The sequence below is a fragment of the Ectothiorhodospiraceae bacterium BW-2 genome (genome assembly GCA_008375315.1).
Taxonomy (GTDB): Bacteria; Pseudomonadota; Gammaproteobacteria; order Thiohalomonadales; family Thiohalomonadaceae; genus BW-2.
In genome coordinates this window covers 2,417,478-2,433,708 of record CP032507.1, presented here as the reverse complement: position 1 = coordinate 2,433,708, position 16,231 = coordinate 2,417,478, and the positions used below count along the sequence as shown (strand labels likewise).

Sequence of the window (16,231 nt, the reverse complement as noted above, 5' to 3'; positions counted from 1 at the left end):
TAGTAGATTAGTAGGTTACCCGAAGCCCTGCCAACCAGAGATCGATATCACTATTGCCATAGCCACCGTGACTCGCCCCCTCTCCGACATCACCATAACGACTCCAGCCGAGTGAGAGCTCATAACTCAACTGCCGTTTTACCACCATCGCATCGACAGGTTGCCTGACCCGATTGAGTCGATAACCAAGCTCAATCCCAAACCGCGTTCCGGTACCGCTCACACTGTGGGTAATGTCGTATTGTGACACCGAACTACGCCACTGAGTCAGCCCAAAACCGAGTCTTACCCGCCAGTTATCATCCTCAATCGCCATCTCTTTTAGAGGAAGGTGACCCATGATCGAAATATCACTCGCTTGCGCTTTCCACTCACCCACACTCAAACCGCTATTAATATCGTAGGCACCTAAATCGGCAAAACCCGCCTCAACACCAAGGTAACGACTTAGCATCAATCCGGCTGCGACTCGATAACCCATGCTCTGATCCTCTACCCCCCCAATCGCATCGCTTAACCCACGGCTAGTCGCGCTGCCTAAATGGAGCTGGGCGTAAAGGTCACTGATCTCCGCTTTAAGGACCGCTGAAACAATACTTAATCCCAACCACAATAGAACCGCTATTGCGTTCCGCTTTAGTCTCATCTCTACTCCGCCTCCAGCATCGATAATAATGGATGCTCATGTTTTCTAGCATAATTATTGACCTGACTGACCTTAGTCTCCGCTATATCGTAGGTAAAAAGACCACAAACGCCTCTCCCTTCAGTGTGAACTTTCCACATAATCTGAGTTGCCTCTTCGCGGTTTTTGTTAAAAAACACCTGTAGTACATGGACGACAAACTCCATCGGAGTATAGTCATCGTTCAATAATACCACCCGATAGAGCGGCGGCTTTTTTAGCTTCGGTCGGATCGCCTCGACCACAAAGCCGTCGTCATACTCTCCGTCTCCGTCTCCGTCACTCTCCGCCATCAGGCGAATCATCTCTATGTCAGTTGCCATGATACTCAGTTGCTGCATGCGTTATAACCTACTGCTCCAGCTTGCGCTCGAAAAAAACTCCCGTTATCGGCCCATTATAGCCGATTCGCTGTTAATTGCTCCCCAGTTGTTCTACCCAACCTCATCCAGCACCCGCCGCCGAAAACTGACCCCAATCTCCTCCTCGGCAATTTTACGGCACGCTTCGATATCAAGCCCCTCCAGACCGTCGATGGCGGTTAGCGTCACCGCCATCCCTGCCGCTTTGGCGGCACGGGCAAAGTCGAGCATCGCCGGATAGGTGCCCTCCCGCTTAGGGCGGGTATGGCGCTCATAAACGGTGCTATTTTGACCATTAAGCGATATCGATACCGCATCGACCACAGCGGCCATTTGAGCTGTGACATCCCGATGGTAGAGCAGATTCGCCAAGCCGTCAGTATTGACCCGAATCGTCGAGCCGTAGCGCAACTTTAGCTCTGTCGCTACCTGCAGCAGTAGCGACAGCCGCTGGGTCGGCTCCCCTAAGCCACAAAAGACTATCTCCCGATAACGACTAGCATCCCCCACCGCCTGCAGCACTTGCGCTAGCTCAGGCTCCTGTTTGAGGGCTAAATCGTACTGCTGCACCTGCCAAGTGTGGTGATATTTAGGGCAGAAACGGCAACGAAGCGTGCACTCGCTGGTAATGTTGAGATAGCAGCTACCATGCAGCTCATAGGCGTAGGTCGAGGCGGGAGTTTTATCGGTCACGGTTCCAGTACTTTACTAATTTGCTAAACTATTTTCACGGGGGGAGTTAAACTCTCCCCCCTCAATCCCCAAATTAGGGTATCATACACCGTTTTCCACAGTAACCTAACCAGATACCGGGACATTAAAGAAGATGATTGAAACTTCCCTGCCACTTTTGGATATTCGTGGACAAAAGCTGCTGCCGCTAATACAGGGAGGGATGGGCGTTGGCATCTCGGCACACCGACTTGCCGGTACAGTCGCCAGAGAGGGGGCTATCGGTACCATCGCCAGCATCGATCTGCGGGTTCACCATGCCGATTTAATGGCGCGAACTCATCGCACTAAGAGCCGCGATGTTATTGATGAGGCCAATATGGAGGCGCTAGAGCGCGAAATTCGCTCAGCCAGAGCACTAGCGGGCAGTCACGGCTTTATCGCAGTGAATGTAATGAAGGCGGTGGATCGCTACGCCGATCTGGTTCGCCAAGCCTGCGCCACAGGTGCCAATGCCATCATTATGGGTGCCGGTCTGCCGTTTGATCTCCCCGACATTATGAGAGAGTACACCGATAAGGTATCGCTGTTTCCTATCCTCTCTGAAGAGCGCGGCGTTAGAGCCGTGCTAAAACGGTGGATGCGTAAAGATACCCTGCCAGATGCCATTATCCTCGAACACCCTCGTTACGCCGGCGGCCACCTCGGTGCCCCGAAACCGGAGGATGTCAATAACCCTCGCTTCGACTTTCCGCGTATTTTAGAGGAGATCGCCCGAGTCTTTGAGGCACTCAAAATCGATCCGATTCCGCTCATTCCCGCCGGCGGGATCAATTCGTTTCAAAAAATTAAAGAGCTATTTGGCATGGGGGCGAGTGGGGTACAGATCGGCACCCCCTTTGCGGTCACCCAAGAGGGAGATGCCCATATCAACTTTAAACAGATTCTGCTAAATGCCAAACCAGAAGATATTGTGACCTTTATGAGTACCGCTGGCCTACCGGCGCGGGCGGTATTGACCCCTTGGCTGAAGAAGTATCTGGAGCGAGAGTCAAAAGTGCGTGCCCGAGCGAACCCCGATAAGAGCAAGTGCGCCGTCTGGTTCGAGTGCCTCAGCCACTGCGGCTTAAAAGATGGGAATGGCGATGCAGGTCAATTTTGCATCGATACCCAACTGCAACATGCAGTGCTAGGCAATATCGATAAGGGGCTATTTTTTCGCGGCTCCGAGCCATTACCGTTCGGAAACCAGATCTATTCGGTACACGACACGCTGCAATATCTACTCAATGGCAAGTTTCCAAACGGATACCAACCGAGTCTCTCACTAGAGGCGTAACGGCCGATGATAGCGGGCACGGTATAGGAGCCGCCCCGCCCCCTGCCTAGGCTCCTCAAAGGCAGCGCGACGATGCAGCACATTATTGCAGATAAGCCCCATGCCCGGCTCCAGACGACCGGTTAGCACATAGTCACACTCAGCGAGCGTCTGCTCTAACAGCGCCCTAGCCGCCACTGCGGCCCTATCCTGACGCCACTCGATATGGCGCTTACGGGCGCTGTAGCGCATATGGAGTCGCCCCTCAGCGGTTATCGAAAAGAGCGGGCCGACAGAGGCACCGCGCTCTGCCCCCGCGCCATCTTTGCCAGCGGGGATGGTCAAAATATCGGGCTCCATTAGGGTAAGCGCCGCCTCAGGGCTCTGCTGACGCAGTAGCAGCCACACTAACTCATGATCCAGTAATCCGCTCTCCCCCCCCGCAGCAGCACTGCGCACGCACTGCAGCACCATCGCCTGAATCTGTTCCCCCGGACGATTGTAGTAGCCATCACAGTGCCAATGAATCGCCCGATTAGTATAGGGAATATAGTTCGGTTTCAACTCTCCTGCCGCCACCTCTATCGCACTAATCCCATCCTCATCGGCCAGATAGTTACTATCGAGTCCTAGCAGACCAAAGTGGGCCGCAATCGCTCGCAAACTCTCTTTAGTCGCAATCTCTGGCGTAGGCAGACAGTAGATGGCCATATTACAGCTGCTAATTCGCATGGCTAGCTGCTGATGCTCCTCTGGCGAGATCGCCTGCGGTGTTGCGATATCGACCACTAGCTGCGCCATTGAGCGCGGATAGGCCGCCAGTTTCGCCTCCACCCAGCGCTGCCAGCTATCGGAGTGGAGGGGCTGTAGCCAGACTGGAGTCGAATCAGGCATTAAGATCGGGAATCAATCTATCTTCAAGCCGTTGAATCTGCTCTTTTAGTTGCAGCTTGCGTTTTTTAAACCGTACTAGCTGTAGCTGATCAGCACGGCTTGAGTGCGATAGGCTATAGATAGCTTCATCCAGATCTCGATGCTGCTGTCGCAGCTCATAGAGCTGCTGGTGCAGCGCCACGATCTCCTCATTCTCCAGTTCCATCACCCACCTCTGCGCCTGTTATTATTAATAGAGCTTTCTGTCCAGATTGGCGTAGCCCCGCTGCAGCAGCATGATCTGGCCGCCATCAGAGCGGAGCAGTAGTAGATCATCCATCTGTCGAAACTGAAAAATGACCGGACGACTGCTCCCTACCACTTGGGCGATAATTTTATCATCCCGCACCCGAAACACCCCCTCACTCCCCCCCCCCGAACCGTGATAGAGGATAAACTGATTCTGCTGCACCAGCCAGCGCTCCCCCGACGGGGAGAGCCAGACACCATCCAACCCCTCGTAACCCGAATAGGGAGCCACCTCGCGGGCAAAACCGCCTCGCCCCTCGCTATAGCGCGGCTCTCGCTCATCCAGATCACGACGATCACGATAGCTGTCTCTATCGTCTCTGCCCTCTCTTCTGCCCTCTCTATAGCGTGACGGCTCACGCCGCAGCTCATCGCGCCAGCTCATAAAGCGCTTCGGCTCCTCCAGCAGGCTATCCCAATGAGAGAAGGCGGGCAGCCCTCCCCCTAAACCTAACGGCACCATCGCCGGATTAGAGAGGCTAAAGCCATTGAAAACCGAGTTAAAGCCTAACGGCGAGTAGCCTCCCCCTGGCACCATACTCCCCCACTCACTCAAAGAGCGATAGGGGAGAGAGCGCCCATCGCCAACGCGATCACGCCACTCATCATAGCGATCAATATCGACCCCAGAGAAGAGCTCCATCATATCAAGCATTAGCTCCATCATTCGCGTCGCCGGATCTTCGGCCTCGACCCGCCAAGCCAGCAATAACAGCAATATTGTTGAGAAGAGATAGCGTACCACTCACCACCGTCCAATTAACTTTCAGCCCGCTATCATAGCAGAGGTTCGGTTCCGACCACAGTAAGATTCCCCCTCCCGCAACAGATTAAGTTAACACCAGATCAACTCTCCCCCCCTTTTTCAGAGTAGAATAGCCCCTTTATTCACTCTGTTAGACCCACTATGCGACTCTTTGCCACCACCTCTCCCGCTCTCGTGCCCCTGTTACAGCAAGAGCTACAGCAGCTAAAACTGACCATCCACCGCCGCGCCCAGAGCGGTGTCAGTTTCGATGCCGAACTCGACGGCGTCTATCGCGCCCTGCTCCATAGCCGTATCGCCAGCCGTATTCTGTTACCGCTAGAGACCCTGCCGGCCACCTCAGCCACTGAGCTCTATCAGGCGGTCAGGGCGATTCGCTGGGAGCGCCACCTTGACTCCTCCGGTTCGTTAGCTATCGATACTCGCGGTCAGAACGATCACTTTCGCCACAGCCACTTTGCCGCACTGACAGTTAAAGATGCGATTGTTGACCGCCTGAAGGCACAGTTCGGCGAACGACCCGATATCGATACCGACCACCCCGATCTGCGGCTACAGCTACTCCTACTGCCTGATAAGGTAAAGATCTCCATCGATCTTAGCGGGGAAGCACTACATCGTCGCGGTTACCGCACGCAGGCCGGTGACGCTCCGATTAAAGAGAATCTCGCCGCAGCCATGCTAATGCACGCCGGCTGGCCTGAGATTTACGCCGCCGGTGGCTCACTCATCGATCCGCTCTGCGGCTCTGGCACGCTAGTGATTGAAGCGGCACTCATGGCAACCCACACCGCCCCAGGCCTACTGCGTCCCCAATTTGGCGTTGAACGCTGGAAACGGCACCAACCTGACCTATGGCAACAGCTACGGCAGCAGGCCGAAGCGTGCCGTAGTGAACTACGCTATCCGCTCTACGGCTACGATAGCGATCTAGCTCTCATTGAGCTAGCACAACACAACAGCCAAAGAGCCGGTTTGGGGGAGTCGATTCGGTTTCAAAACCACGATCTCCACCACCCCCCTCCCGCCCCAACAACAGAGAGCGGACTGGTCATCACCAACCCCCCCTACGGGGAGCGGCTCGGTAGGGGGGCCGAGTTAACCCCACTCTATCGACGCTTAGGCGAACTCATGCAGAGCCACTATCGCCACTACCACCTCGCACTCATAACCAGCGATGAAACGCTCTACCACGCCTGTCAAGGCCACGATGCCGCCCCTCTTAAAGTTAACAATGGTGCGTTAGAGTGCACTATCTACCACCACCTCCCCGCAGCAACCCCCCTGCCCGATGCGGTGATTCCCTTGAGTAACCGACTGCAAAAACGGCACAAACATCTGCAAAAGTGGGCCAAACGGCGCCAAATAGAGTGCTATCGGCTCTACGATGCCGATCTCCCCGACTTTGCCTTTGCCTTAGATCGCTACCAGAGCCAGAGCGGTAAAACCCTCCTAGTGCTGCAAGAGTATCAAGCGCCGAAAGATATCCCCCCCGAAGTAGCCGCAGAGCGACGACAGCAGGCGCTACAACTCATCCAAGAGCAGTTTGCCCCAGATGAGCTGCACCTTAAGACCCGCCAACGACAGAAGGGCAACGCCCAATACCAGCGCCACAATCGGCAGCAGCAGATAGAACTGGTGACGGAAGGGCAGGTTACCCTCGCCATTAACTGCCACGACTATCTCGATACCGGCCTCTTTCTCGACCACCGCCCACTACGGCTCTGGATTGCCGCGCACGCTAAACAGTGCCACTTTTTAAACCTATTTGCCTACACTGCCAGCGCCACCCTACATGCGATTGCTGGCGGGGCCAGCCGCACCGTCTCGGTCGATCTATCGCCGACCTACCTTGAGTGGGCCAGAGATAACTTTCGCCTCAATCGGTGGCGCGAAAGCGCAGAGCACCAGCTCATAGAGGCCGATGTGATGCAGTGGCTACAACGCCCGTGGCCTAAAGCCGAATTTGATCTGATCTTTGTCGATCCCCCCACCTTCTCCAACTCCAAACGCACTCGTGAACACTTCGATATTCAGACCCACCATACCCAGCTATTACAACAGGCGATGCAGCGACTTAGAGCTAATGGAGTGCTGCTCTTCTCCACCAACTTTCGCAAATTTCGGTTCGATAGCGCACTAACTGAGCAGTTTATTTGCGAAGAGATCACCGCCCGCACTATCGATGAAGATTTTCGTCAACGCCCCCCCCACCGCTGTTGGGAGCTGCGGCATCGGCTAAAAGGGAGGGAGTGACGAGCGCCTATATCATCTTTTTTTTGCAAACACTTGACAAAAATAGTCAGGATTACTATTATCCCGACAAATTTAGTAGGTTTTTTATCCCCACACAATGTAAGGAGAGCGTTCCATGGGAACCAAATACGAGATTAACGGCAAAGAGGTTGAAGTCAGCGAAAATGGCTGGTTGGAAGATTTAAGTCAGTGGGATGAGGATGTCGCCCGACAGATTGCGATAAACGAGAAGGTCGAATTGACCGATGAGCATTGGGATATCATTCGCGAAGCTCGCAGCTACTACGAAGAGTATGGCGTGGTCTGCGAACCGCGCTCCTTCTCTAAATTGATGAAGAAGAAGTACGGTGAGGATCGCAGCTCGCAAAAGTATATCTACTCGCTATTTCCATTTGGGCTAGTGAAGTCAGCCAACAAAATTGCCGGCCTCCCCCGCCCTAAAGGGTGCAGCTAACCCCCTTCCCCTTTGCCCCCCTACTCTCCGCTCGGTGCGGAGAGTGCTCTTAGGGGCGCGATAAGGCGCTCAAAATGGCTCGGTGCCACATACTGCAACACCGCACTCCCCCTCTCAGTTAACAATAGATCGAGTCCCCTATCGGGATAGAGCCAATGCTGACCCACGCCAGGCTCCTCAATCTGCTCAATCGGTTCACCAAAGCGCCGCACCACCAGCTCCGGCGAGAGTGTTGCTCTTGGCATATAGGTAATCGAGTCGATAGGCGTGCGATAACTTAGCTCGACATCGGCCCCAGAGAGGGTCACCTTATGGCCGCCATCCCCCATCTTAGCGATACGGGCACCGCGCTGATAGATCTGCTCTAACTCTGTCGCCGAAAAGGCTAACGAGACCACCACTTTAGCTCGAATTTGCGCCAAAGTGACGCTATCAAAATAGGCCTCCACCACATGCCTACCGTCACGAACAAACAGCGTCACCTCTGCCGACTCCAAAAAGCGCTGCTCAGTCTCCGCCAAGGTTGTTTCCCCTAAGGTTAATCCGAAGACCTCAATCGACTCCCCCACCGGCTCGATCTGCCACGGTAGATAGCGCTCCTCGACAATATGCTCCGGCGGCACCAACATCGCGACCGCCACCAAGAGCAGAGTCACACCCAACACCGTCAAAAAGGTATGCCGTTCCCAAAATCTCATCGCCTACTCCGCCAACACCACAATCGCGCTATCGGGATTTCTCTCCCATAGCCACTTAGGTAGCTTACCCTGCTTAGCCTGATGAATCGCATCCGACTCCATCACGATCAGCACCAGCACCGACAACATCGTCGGCAACACCCCAAGCCCCAACAGCGCAAAGTGTCCCGGCCGCAGAGCGTTAAAATCCCAGCCAACAGAGCTGACGATGGCCGCTACCACCACGGTCATCAACAGCAGCATCGCCACAAAAAAGAGGCTGCGCCGCACCCCTAACTGCCAGTGGCAGCGGACGAACCAGTCACGCTCACTCCCCTGAATCTGCCGATTGCGCAGCAATAGATAGCTAATCACCAGCAGCGAGATAACCGGCGTGACCGCCATCACAGCCGGAACAGTTTTTGCCATTCCCAGCAGGCCGACAAAAAGCAAAATATGGTTAGTAATCAAATTGATAAGAAAAATTTCGTGTGGCATTTTAGCCCGTTTGCACGATAACTCAGAGACATCGACCTGCATAAAAATCACTCCGACAAAAGATTAAAGGGGCGTTAAGGTAGCGCGAACGGAGTTAAATTTCCAGCAAATTACCGCCGCCCTAGCCACACCCGCTAGCCCATCGTCCCCTCGCCCCGAGCCCACTAGCACATTTTGACATAACCTCCGGAGACTATCCTTTACTCTTGGTTATAACTTATTGTTTTTTTTAGATCTATTTTTTTAACTGGCATTTCTACCGCCACCTAAATTGACACAACCGGTAACATTCGCCATGATCCGTTCTCTGGCGCTAGCCAATCTCTAGCTCTCAAACTTAAACTTACATTCAAAGGATGCTCTATGAGAACTGAACTGACACTCCCCTCCCTGCTAACCTTAACCAGTGCGGCGATGCTACTAGTACTAAGTGGTTGTAGTAGTGATGACGACGACAACAACTCTGGCTCGACACCCGAAGCGGCCAACACAGCAACTGCCACCAGCACAGCAACCGCCACCAGCACAGCAACCGCCACCAGCACAGCAACCGCCACTGATACCACGAATAACAGCGACGAAACACTCTCAGTCAAGCTCTCTGGTACCGTTGCCACCGGTGCCGCTTGTGCTAATGGGGAGGTTATCGCCAAAAACGGTGGCGGTGAGACCAAGACAACCACAACCGACAGTAACGGTGTCTATAGCGATCTGACTATCACTAGAACGCCCCCCTACATGATTAAAGCCTCCGACTGTGACGGTCGTGAAGAGTTAACACTCTACTCATGGAGCGACAGCAGTGATGAAAATGTACCGGTCAATGTAACTACCCTGACCGATACCGCCTTAAAGATGGCAGCTAATAGCGATGATCTAAAAGCGGTGTGGGATGACTGGAAATCCTCCCAACCTATTAAGGCAGCTGGTATCGAATCAGCCATCACCGAGTTAAAAACTCAGCTAAAAACCGCAGGTCTGCCGACAGCTTCGTTTGAAAATGTTGATTTTTTCATGAGCCAATTTACCGTTGGTGACAACTTTGATGCCATCATGGACGCTATCCCACCGACTGACATTAAATTAAGTGATGGCAAAGTGACAATGACAGTCAACGGACAAACGATCACAGCTCATGTCCCAGGATACACCGCAGAGCAGCAGCAAGAGGTCAATGAGGCTATGGATGCCGCCGTGGGAAGTGGTACCTGTCTAGCGGATTTAACCATGCAGATAACTTCACCCATGCCAATGACCTTCCCTTATAAGGTCTGCTATACCAATATCGACCCTGCTGCCTGTAATATCAATCTTCAATCTGAAGTAGAGAGTGCCATGGCTCAATCAGGTTCTACCGGAGGCACCCTAACAGTTAACTCTTATAGTGCTGTCAGCGCCTGTCCCGCTGGTGCGATCACAGTTGATTTCCAAACTAAGCAGGTATCTGCTCTCGGAACAACAACATCCTTTTAGACAATTTCTGATTGACTGCGTCAGGTTCCCACGCTCGCCGTGGGAACCCACCTCAACAATCATGGCACACCCACAACTCAAACAGACCAAACTAAGTACCGAAGAGTACCTAGCTAAAGAGCACCACAGCGAACAGCGTTACCAACTAATCAATGGCGAACTCTACGCCTAAGTATTTTGGAGGGGGGCATCAATGAACAGAGCTAAAATTTATGACACTATCTGACCATCATAATCGGCAATACCAGGATTCCCCTTCACCCCAGTTAATACCGGCGTATTAAACTTCTTCACCTCAGCCACCTTCACATCACGCAGATAGTCGGCCACCACCTCCCAAATCGGCGGCCCCTCTGACTTCGCTCCCACAGTCGCCCAGCCTGCCACACGATACTTTTTAGTCGCTTCAATTTTAGTGCCATCATCTAACTGCATCGCGGTAATCCGTTTACCGAACCTAGCGGCTGGGTGACAGCTATAATCGAGCCCACCGACCCGCACCATGTCACCCCCTTGTTGGCGAAAGGGATCCTCGTTAAATAGGTTATCGAGTACATCTTCTAGGATCAGCTTAATCTCCTCACCACTCATATCGCGCACATAGGTCTCAGGATAGGTGGTACCGGTCTGATCATAGATATGCTCCATAGTAATAGCCTGCCCCGGTAGCACCGTGGTGCCCCAGCGAAAGCCGGGGGAGAGCGAGATTTGAGCCTCCCCAACTACCCGCTGAGCATCACAAATAATCTGATCAAAGGTACCGTTAAAGTTACCACGACGGTAGAGCAGATCGCCGGCAACCGCCAGCCTCTCACCTAGCTTATCCTCATAGGGGGCACGAATACGGTTAATCAGCCGATCCATCTCGGCATCAGCCGGCAGCAGATTAGAGAAGATCGGCAGTAGCCGATAACGATAGTCACGCAGCTTGCCGCCGCGCACATCGAGATCAAGTACCCCCAGATATTTACCATTAGAGCCGGCATTAGTCACCAGCGTCTTGCCGCCGCTATTTTGGATCACCGAAGGCGCCGGCATCCCGTCGTGGGTATGGCCGCCTAAAATGACATCAATACCACTCACCACCGACGCCATTTTCAGATCCACATCCATACCGTTGTGAGAGAGTACCACGACCAGATCGGGTTTATCACTCTCCCGTATCTGATCAACCATCTCCTGCATCTCCAGATCACGAATACCGAAGCTCCAGTAGGGCATAAAGCGGGATGGGTTGGCAATCGGTGTATAAGGGAACGCCTGACCTATCACCGCGACCTTCGCCCCCCCAACATTACGAATCGTATAGGGCTTAAAGGCGTGGCCGCTATCCTCATTAAACCCATCAAAGCTATCATATTCGTAGTCAAAGAGCGCCTCATCGGTGAGCCGAATATTTTGCGCCACAAACTCGCCCTTAAAATCGGCAATGTTGTCCAGCACCTCATAATCTAGATAGGTAAACTCCCAGTGACCGGTCATAATATCGACCCCCAGTAAGTTACACGCCTGCACCATATCTTTGCCTCGGGTCCAGAGTGCTGTGGCCGACCCCTGCCAAGTATCGCCCCCATCGAGCAGCAGCGAGTTACCCTCACCACGGGCAGCGCGAATCCGTTTCACTAAAGTCGCTAGATGAGCAAAGCCGCCCACCTTACCAAACAGCTCGCTCTGATTGATAAAATCGAGATAGGTATAGCCGTGAGAGTCGATAGGTGCGCCTAAATTGAAGTGCTTTAACAACGCCTCCCCCACCAGATGGGGCGCTTTACCAAACGCATCGCCTAGCCCTAAATTGACATTCGGTTCACGAAAATAGATAGGTTTTAGCTGCGCGTGAGTATCGGTAATATGCAGCAGCGATACATTGCCAAACTTGGGGATCTCATAGTAGTCCTCCGGCACGGAGGCATGACTCTTAGCAAACGCATCTCCAAAACAGCCAGGCAGAGAGCCTGCCATACCGGCAAAACCGAGTAGCTGCACAAATTGACGACGACTTAAAGACATAAACGGGTTTCTCCTCTCTTTGGTAAATTGACGCAGGGGGCTACAGCCTCGCGCCTCTATAATGGTATAATTGCTAAAGTTAAAAGCCAGCTAATATGCCATGTATGCTAAATAAATCAACCGTTATAACCCCCTGTTTTATCTACCGCTCGCGCAAAAGGGGCGAACTCTACCTCTTTTTAGCGCAAAAAGATGACTTTACCGCACTACCAGAGACGGTATGGCGCTACTTCGGCCCCCCAGAATACGCCATGACGCTGCAACTAACGCCACAGAGCCGCCTCGCCCGCAGCAGCGTGGCCGAGGTGCTGCAAAATCTGGCCAAGAGGGGGTTCCATATTCAACTACCCCCAGAGATTCCGCTTGAGGAGCAATTAACAGCAACTTAGCCAAAGCCTGCACTCCCCCCCCACTCTCTTCATTAACCCCTCTTAACTTACTAAGGAGAAGCTATGTCCCTTCTACGCCCGTTTCGCGCGATTCGTCCTGCCCCCGGCCATGCCGCTGATGTTATTGCCCCCCCCTACGATGTGCTAAATAGCAGCGAGGCACGGCAACGAGCCGCTAATCGTCCCTGGAGCTTTCTCCATATCTCCAAACCGGAGATCGATCTACCCGAAGGCACCCACCCCTATGCCGATGAGGTCTATGCAAAAGGGGCAGAGAACTACCGCCACTTGCTACAACAGGGCGTTTTGCGACAAGATGAGCAGCCGAGCTACTATCTCTATCAGCTTACGATGGGCGAACATACGCAGATAGGTCTAGTCGCCGCCGCCTCAGTGGCCGATTACGAGACCAACCGTATTCGTAAACACGAATTCACCCGCCCCGATAAAGAGGATGACCGCGTGCGACAGATTGACGCCCTTGACGCCCAGACCGGCCCAGTCTTTCTCACCTATCGCCACCACCCCGACATTGATGCGCTAGTTAACGCGATAGTGACCGCACCAGCCGAAGTCGAGGTGACGGCGGATGATGGTATCATTCACCGTCTCTGGCCGATCACCGACAGCAGTGCGATTGAGACTATCACGACGACTTTTAATAGCATGGAGGCTATCTATATCGCCGATGGTCACCACCGCTCTGCCGCCGCCTCCCGCGTCTGCGCGGCTCGTAAGGCGGCTAATCCTAACCATACCGGTGATGAACCCTACAACTACTTTCTATCGGTTCTCTTTCCCGATAACCAGATGTTAATTCTCGACTATAATCGAGTCGTGGTCGATCTAAACGGCCTCGATAGCGACACCCTGCTCAAGCGCGTGAGTGCTAGCTTCGAGATCACCCCAAGCCGCACTGCTATCAAGCCGCAGCAGCGGGGAGAGTTTGGGATGTATCTTTCGGGGCAGTGGTACGCTTTGACGATTAAAGCGGAGAAGATCCCAGCAGATAATCCGGTCAAGGCGCTCGATGTCAGCCTGCTAGCTAGCGAACTGATTGAGCCACTGCTCGGTATTAGTGATCCGAGACGCGATAAGCGCATCGACTTTGTCGGTGGTATTCGTGGTCTAGGCGAGTTAGAGAAGAGGGTTAACAGCGGCGAGATGGCAGTTGCCTTCTCGCTCTATCCGACCTCACTAGCGCAGCTAATGGACGTAGCCGATGCCAATGAGGTCATGCCACCTAAATCGACCTGGTTTGAGCCAAAACTCGCTGATGGATTGGTATCGCACTCGTTGCGTTAAAGCTGTACTTCGGTCGCAGCGGCTAGATCGGTATTAGCATTGTGATCCACATCGGTTAACTCCTCCCCCCCGATGCTACTATGTTTGGCCTTGTCGCTGCGCTGCTGCTCTAGTCGAGTTAAGTAGTCTTTGGTAATCCCCTCGGTGATATAGTGGCCGCTAAAGACCGAATCCTCGAACTCTTGAATATGTGGGATTTTTTTATGGCAGACCGCTTTAACTAAATCTTTTAAATCTTGGTAAAAGAGCCTGTCGGCACCAATTTTAGCGGCGATCTGCGCCTCATCGCGACCATGACCGACTAGCTCACTCGCAGCCGGCATATCGATACCGTAAACATTCGGATAGCGTACCGGCGGCGAGGCGGAGGCGAAATAGACCTTGTTCGCTCCCGCCTCGCGTGCCATCTGAATAATCTGTTTTGAGGTCGTCCCCCGCACAATGGAGTCATCGACTAGCAGTACATTTTTGCCATGAAACTCTAGTTCGATGGCATTCAGTTTCTGCCGTACCGATTTTTTGCGCTGCTTCTGTCCTGGCATAATGAAGGTACGGCCAATATAGCGGTTTTTAATAAACCCCTCCCGAAAAGTAACCCCTAACTTATTAGCTAGCTGCAGCGCCGAGGTTCGACTGGTATCGGGGATCGGAATGACGACATCGATATCGTGATCAGGGAAGGTCCGTTCAATCTTTTTCGCCAGCTTAGTGCCCATTCGTAGTCGCGCTTTATAGACCGAAATCCCGTCAATAATTGAGTCGGGGCGGGCAAAATAGACATACTCAAACAGACAGGGGGCATAACGGGGTGATTTGGCACACTGGTGGCTATGGAGCTGGCCTTTACTATCGATATAGACCGCCTCCCCCGGTTCGACATCGCGATAGCGCTCGAATCCGAGTACATCAATCGACACACTCTCCGAGGCGACCATATACTCACTTCGTTTGCCATGGCTGCGCCGACCGATCATCAGTGGCCGAATGCCGAAGGGATCACGAAAGGCAACCACACCGTAACCGATAATGAGCGCTACAGCGGCATACCCCCCCTCACAGCGCTGGTGCACCCGCTCGATAGCCGCAAAAATATCTGCGGCAGTGCAGACGATTTTTCCCTGCTGCTGTAGCTCGTAGGCAAAGACATTGAGCAGAATCTCTGAATCGGAGTTGGTATTAATATGGCGCAACTCCTCCCGAAACAGATCCGCCTTTAACATCGCCGCATTGGTTAAATTACCATTATGGGCTAGGGCGATACCGTAGGGGGAGTTGACATAGAAGGGCTGCGCCTCTGCTGAGGAGGCGCTACCCGCCGTCGGATAGCGCACATGGCCAATCCCCATATTGCCTCGTAACCCGATCATGTGCCGGGTATGGAAGACATCCCTAACCAGACCGTTATCCTTGCGCAGATAGATTCGATCGCCATCACAGGTCATCATCCCCGCCGCATCCTGACCTCGGTGCTGTAGTACGGTCAAACCATCATACAGCGCCTGATTGACCGAGCTATTGGCCACTATTCCTATAATTCCACACATCGACCTCTCTCCTCAGAGTTAAGGGCCGCCCTCTGCGGGCACCACCTGCTGAAACAGTTCACTGTCACCAAATCGAGCCGGAATATCCTCCGGCAGATAGCTTTGCAGCTCGGCTGCTAACTGCTCAAAGTGGGGCAGTAGCTGCGACGCTTGCCACCAAGGATCGCTCGGTATCGGTGTCATGCTAGCCATTAAGACTAAAGCTGCGACAATCACTACTCCGCGCACCCCCCCGAACAGTACCCCAACCATACGATCAGTGCCACTTAAACCGGTTTTTTGAATTACCTGTCCGACCAGAAAGTTAATAAATCCGGTCACAAACAGTCCCATAATTAGCAGCACCACAAACGAGATCAGTAGCTGTAGCGAGGGGGTATCGATATAGTCCGCTAGCAGCGGCTGTAGTTCGGGGGAGAACTGCACCGCTACCCAAAATGAGATAATCCAGCCGGCTAAAGAGAGTGCCTCTTTAGCAAACCCCCGAATCACGCTGATGATCACTGATAGGGCAATGATGACCAAAATCGCATAGTCGGCCCAATTAAAGCCGATATCGGCTACTGTCTGTTGCATACTCTCCATTGTGGCTACTCTCTCACTTGAACGCTGTCTATCTACTATCTATCTATCTATGCCT

General features: G+C 53.2%; 17 protein-coding genes. 6 read left to right on the top strand and 11 right to left on the bottom strand.

Going from position 1 to position 16,231, the window contains the following annotated elements:
* Window positions 1-7: 7 nt before the first annotated feature.
* The 3 genes from D5085_11805 to D5085_11795 form a co-directional block, all read right to left on the bottom strand.
* Entirely contained in the window at window positions 8-646 is a 639-nt protein-coding gene (locus D5085_11805; protein QEP43742.1) for a hypothetical protein, read from the bottom strand.
* Window positions 647-648: 2 nt separating this feature from the next.
* Entirely contained in the window at window positions 649-978 is a 330-nt protein-coding gene (gene clpS / locus D5085_11800; GenBank protein ID QEP45147.1) for an ATP-dependent Clp protease adapter ClpS, read from the bottom strand.
* A gap of 141 nt (window positions 979-1,119) precedes the next feature.
* Window positions 1,120-1,740, bottom strand: coding sequence for a radical SAM protein (locus tag D5085_11795; GenBank protein ID QEP43741.1), 621 nt, complete (start codon window positions 1,738-1,740; stop codon window positions 1,120-1,122).
* A 133-nt stretch (window positions 1,741-1,873) separates the two neighbouring features.
* Between D5085_11795 and D5085_11790 the strand changes: the two genes are divergently transcribed.
* Window positions 1,874-3,058, top strand: coding sequence for a nitronate monooxygenase (locus tag D5085_11790; GenBank protein QEP43740.1), 1,185 nt, complete (start codon window positions 1,874-1,876; stop codon window positions 3,056-3,058).
* Here the strand turns inward: D5085_11790 and D5085_11785 are convergent.
* The 3 genes from D5085_11785 to D5085_11775 are packed head-to-tail and all read right to left on the bottom strand — an operon-like array spanning window position 3,047 to window position 4,937.
* The gene (locus tag D5085_11785; GenBank protein ID QEP43739.1) at window positions 3,047-3,931 is read right to left on the bottom strand and encodes a taurine catabolism dioxygenase TauD; all 885 of its coding nucleotides are present in this window, start codon (window positions 3,929-3,931) and stop codon (window positions 3,047-3,049) included. The two genes, D5085_11790 and D5085_11785, sit on opposite strands and share 12 nt — an antisense overlap.
* Window positions 3,924-4,136 (bottom strand): DUF465 domain-containing protein, encoded by a 213-nt coding sequence (locus tag D5085_11780; GenBank protein ID QEP43738.1) that lies wholly within the window; start codon window positions 4,134-4,136, stop codon window positions 3,924-3,926. Before D5085_11780 ends, D5085_11785 begins: the two co-directional genes overlap by 8 nt.
* 24 nt (window positions 4,137-4,160) lie before the next feature.
* Entirely contained in the window at window positions 4,161-4,937 is a 777-nt protein-coding gene (locus D5085_11775) for a hypothetical protein (protein QEP43737.1), read from the bottom strand.
* Between the two features lie 189 nt (window positions 4,938-5,126).
* Between D5085_11775 and rlmL the strand changes: the two genes are divergently transcribed.
* Together rlmL and tusE are read left to right on the top strand one after the other, a co-directional pair.
* A complete protein-coding gene (gene rlmL / locus D5085_11770; GenBank protein ID QEP43736.1) occupies window positions 5,127-7,241 on the top strand; it encodes a bifunctional 23S rRNA (guanine(2069)-N(7))-methyltransferase RlmK/23S rRNA (guanine(2445)-N(2))-methyltransferase RlmL in 2,115 nt (704 codons plus the stop codon).
* 115 nt (window positions 7,242-7,356) lie between these two features.
* A complete protein-coding gene (gene tusE, locus D5085_11765) occupies window positions 7,357-7,695 on the top strand; it encodes a TusE/DsrC/DsvC family sulfur relay protein (GenBank protein ID QEP43735.1) in 339 nt (112 codons plus the stop codon).
* A gap of 20 nt (window positions 7,696-7,715) precedes the next feature.
* Here the strand turns inward: tusE and D5085_11760 are convergent, their stop codons facing one another.
* Together D5085_11760 and D5085_11755 are read right to left on the bottom strand one after the other, a co-directional pair.
* Window positions 7,716-8,393, bottom strand: a complete 678-nt coding sequence (locus D5085_11760) for a hypothetical protein (protein QEP43734.1) — start codon at window positions 8,391-8,393, stop codon at window positions 7,716-7,718.
* Between the two features lie 3 nt (window positions 8,394-8,396).
* Complete coding sequence (locus D5085_11755) at window positions 8,397-8,912, bottom strand: hypothetical protein (protein QEP43733.1); 516 nt, start codon at window positions 8,910-8,912, stop codon at window positions 8,397-8,399.
* A gap of 321 nt (window positions 8,913-9,233) precedes the next feature.
* Here D5085_11755 and D5085_11750 point away from each other — a divergent pair, with 321 nt between their 5' ends.
* Complete coding sequence (locus D5085_11750) at window positions 9,234-10,343, top strand: hypothetical protein (protein QEP43732.1); 1,110 nt, start codon at window positions 9,234-9,236, stop codon at window positions 10,341-10,343.
* Between the two features lie 210 nt (window positions 10,344-10,553).
* Here the strand turns inward: D5085_11750 and soxB are convergent, their stop codons facing one another.
* A complete protein-coding gene (gene soxB, locus D5085_11745; protein QEP43731.1) occupies window positions 10,554-12,353 on the bottom strand; it encodes a thiosulfohydrolase SoxB in 1,800 nt (599 codons plus the stop codon).
* Between the two features lie 104 nt (window positions 12,354-12,457).
* Between soxB and D5085_11740 the strand changes: the two genes are divergently transcribed.
* The gene (locus D5085_11740; protein QEP43730.1) at window positions 12,458-12,742 is read left to right on the top strand and encodes a YcgL domain-containing protein; all 285 of its coding nucleotides are present in this window, start codon (window positions 12,458-12,460) and stop codon (window positions 12,740-12,742) included.
* Between the two features lie 63 nt (window positions 12,743-12,805).
* Window positions 12,806-14,047 carry a DUF1015 domain-containing protein gene (locus D5085_11735; GenBank protein ID QEP43729.1) on the top strand — a complete coding sequence of 414 codons (1,242 nt, stop codon included), beginning with the start codon at window positions 12,806-12,808 and terminating at the stop codon, window positions 14,045-14,047.
* On the opposite strand, the gene D5085_11730 is transcribed toward D5085_11735, so the two are convergent.
* Together D5085_11730 and D5085_11725 are read right to left on the bottom strand one after the other, a co-directional pair.
* Window positions 14,044-15,591 (bottom strand): amidophosphoribosyltransferase, encoded by a 1,548-nt coding sequence (locus tag D5085_11730; protein QEP43728.1) that lies wholly within the window; start codon window positions 15,589-15,591, stop codon window positions 14,044-14,046. The genes D5085_11735 and D5085_11730 overlap by 4 nt on opposite strands.
* A gap of 18 nt (window positions 15,592-15,609) precedes the next feature.
* Window positions 15,610-16,167 carry a CvpA family protein gene (locus D5085_11725; GenBank protein ID QEP45146.1) on the bottom strand — a complete coding sequence of 186 codons (558 nt, stop codon included), beginning with the start codon at window positions 16,165-16,167 and terminating at the stop codon, window positions 15,610-15,612.
* Window positions 16,168-16,231 lie beyond the last annotated feature (64 nt).

Excerpts from the sequence above, each read along its gene's own strand:
- D5085_11735 (QEP43729.1), top strand. The coding sequence starts at position 12,806 with ATGTCCCTTCTACGCCCGTTTCGCGCGATTCGTCCTGCCCCCGGCCAT.
- D5085_11780 (QEP43738.1), bottom strand. The coding sequence starts at position 4,136 with ATGGAACTGGAGAATGAGGAGATCGTGGCGCTGCACCAGCAGCTCTAT.
- D5085_11750 (QEP43732.1), top strand. The coding sequence starts at position 9,234 with ATGAGAACTGAACTGACACTCCCCTCCCTGCTAACCTTAACCAGTGCG.
- rlmL (QEP43736.1), top strand. The coding sequence starts at position 5,127 with ATGCGACTCTTTGCCACCACCTCTCCCGCTCTCGTGCCCCTGTTACAG.
- D5085_11725 (QEP45146.1), bottom strand. The coding sequence starts at position 16,167 with ATGCAACAGACAGTAGCCGATATCGGCTTTAATTGGGCCGACTATGCG.
- D5085_11790 (QEP43740.1), top strand. The coding sequence starts at position 1,874 with ATGATTGAAACTTCCCTGCCACTTTTGGATATTCGTGGACAAAAGCTG.
- clpS (QEP45147.1), bottom strand. The coding sequence starts at position 978 with ATGGCGGAGAGTGACGGAGACGGAGACGGAGAGTATGACGACGGCTTT.
- D5085_11730 (QEP43728.1), bottom strand. The coding sequence starts at position 15,591 with ATGTGTGGAATTATAGGAATAGTGGCCAATAGCTCGGTCAATCAGGCG.
- D5085_11760 (QEP43734.1), bottom strand. The coding sequence starts at position 8,393 with ATGAGATTTTGGGAACGGCATACCTTTTTGACGGTGTTGGGTGTGACT.
- D5085_11755 (QEP43733.1), bottom strand. The coding sequence starts at position 8,912 with ATGCAGGTCGATGTCTCTGAGTTATCGTGCAAACGGGCTAAAATGCCA.
- D5085_11785 (QEP43739.1), bottom strand. The coding sequence starts at position 3,931 with ATGCCTGATTCGACTCCAGTCTGGCTACAGCCCCTCCACTCCGATAGC.
- D5085_11740 (QEP43730.1), top strand. The coding sequence starts at position 12,458 with ATGCTAAATAAATCAACCGTTATAACCCCCTGTTTTATCTACCGCTCG.
- soxB (QEP43731.1), bottom strand. The coding sequence starts at position 12,353 with ATGTCTTTAAGTCGTCGTCAATTTGTGCAGCTACTCGGTTTTGCCGGT.
- tusE (QEP43735.1), top strand. The coding sequence starts at position 7,357 with ATGGGAACCAAATACGAGATTAACGGCAAAGAGGTTGAAGTCAGCGAA.
- D5085_11805 (QEP43742.1), bottom strand. The coding sequence starts at position 646 with ATGAGACTAAAGCGGAACGCAATAGCGGTTCTATTGTGGTTGGGATTA.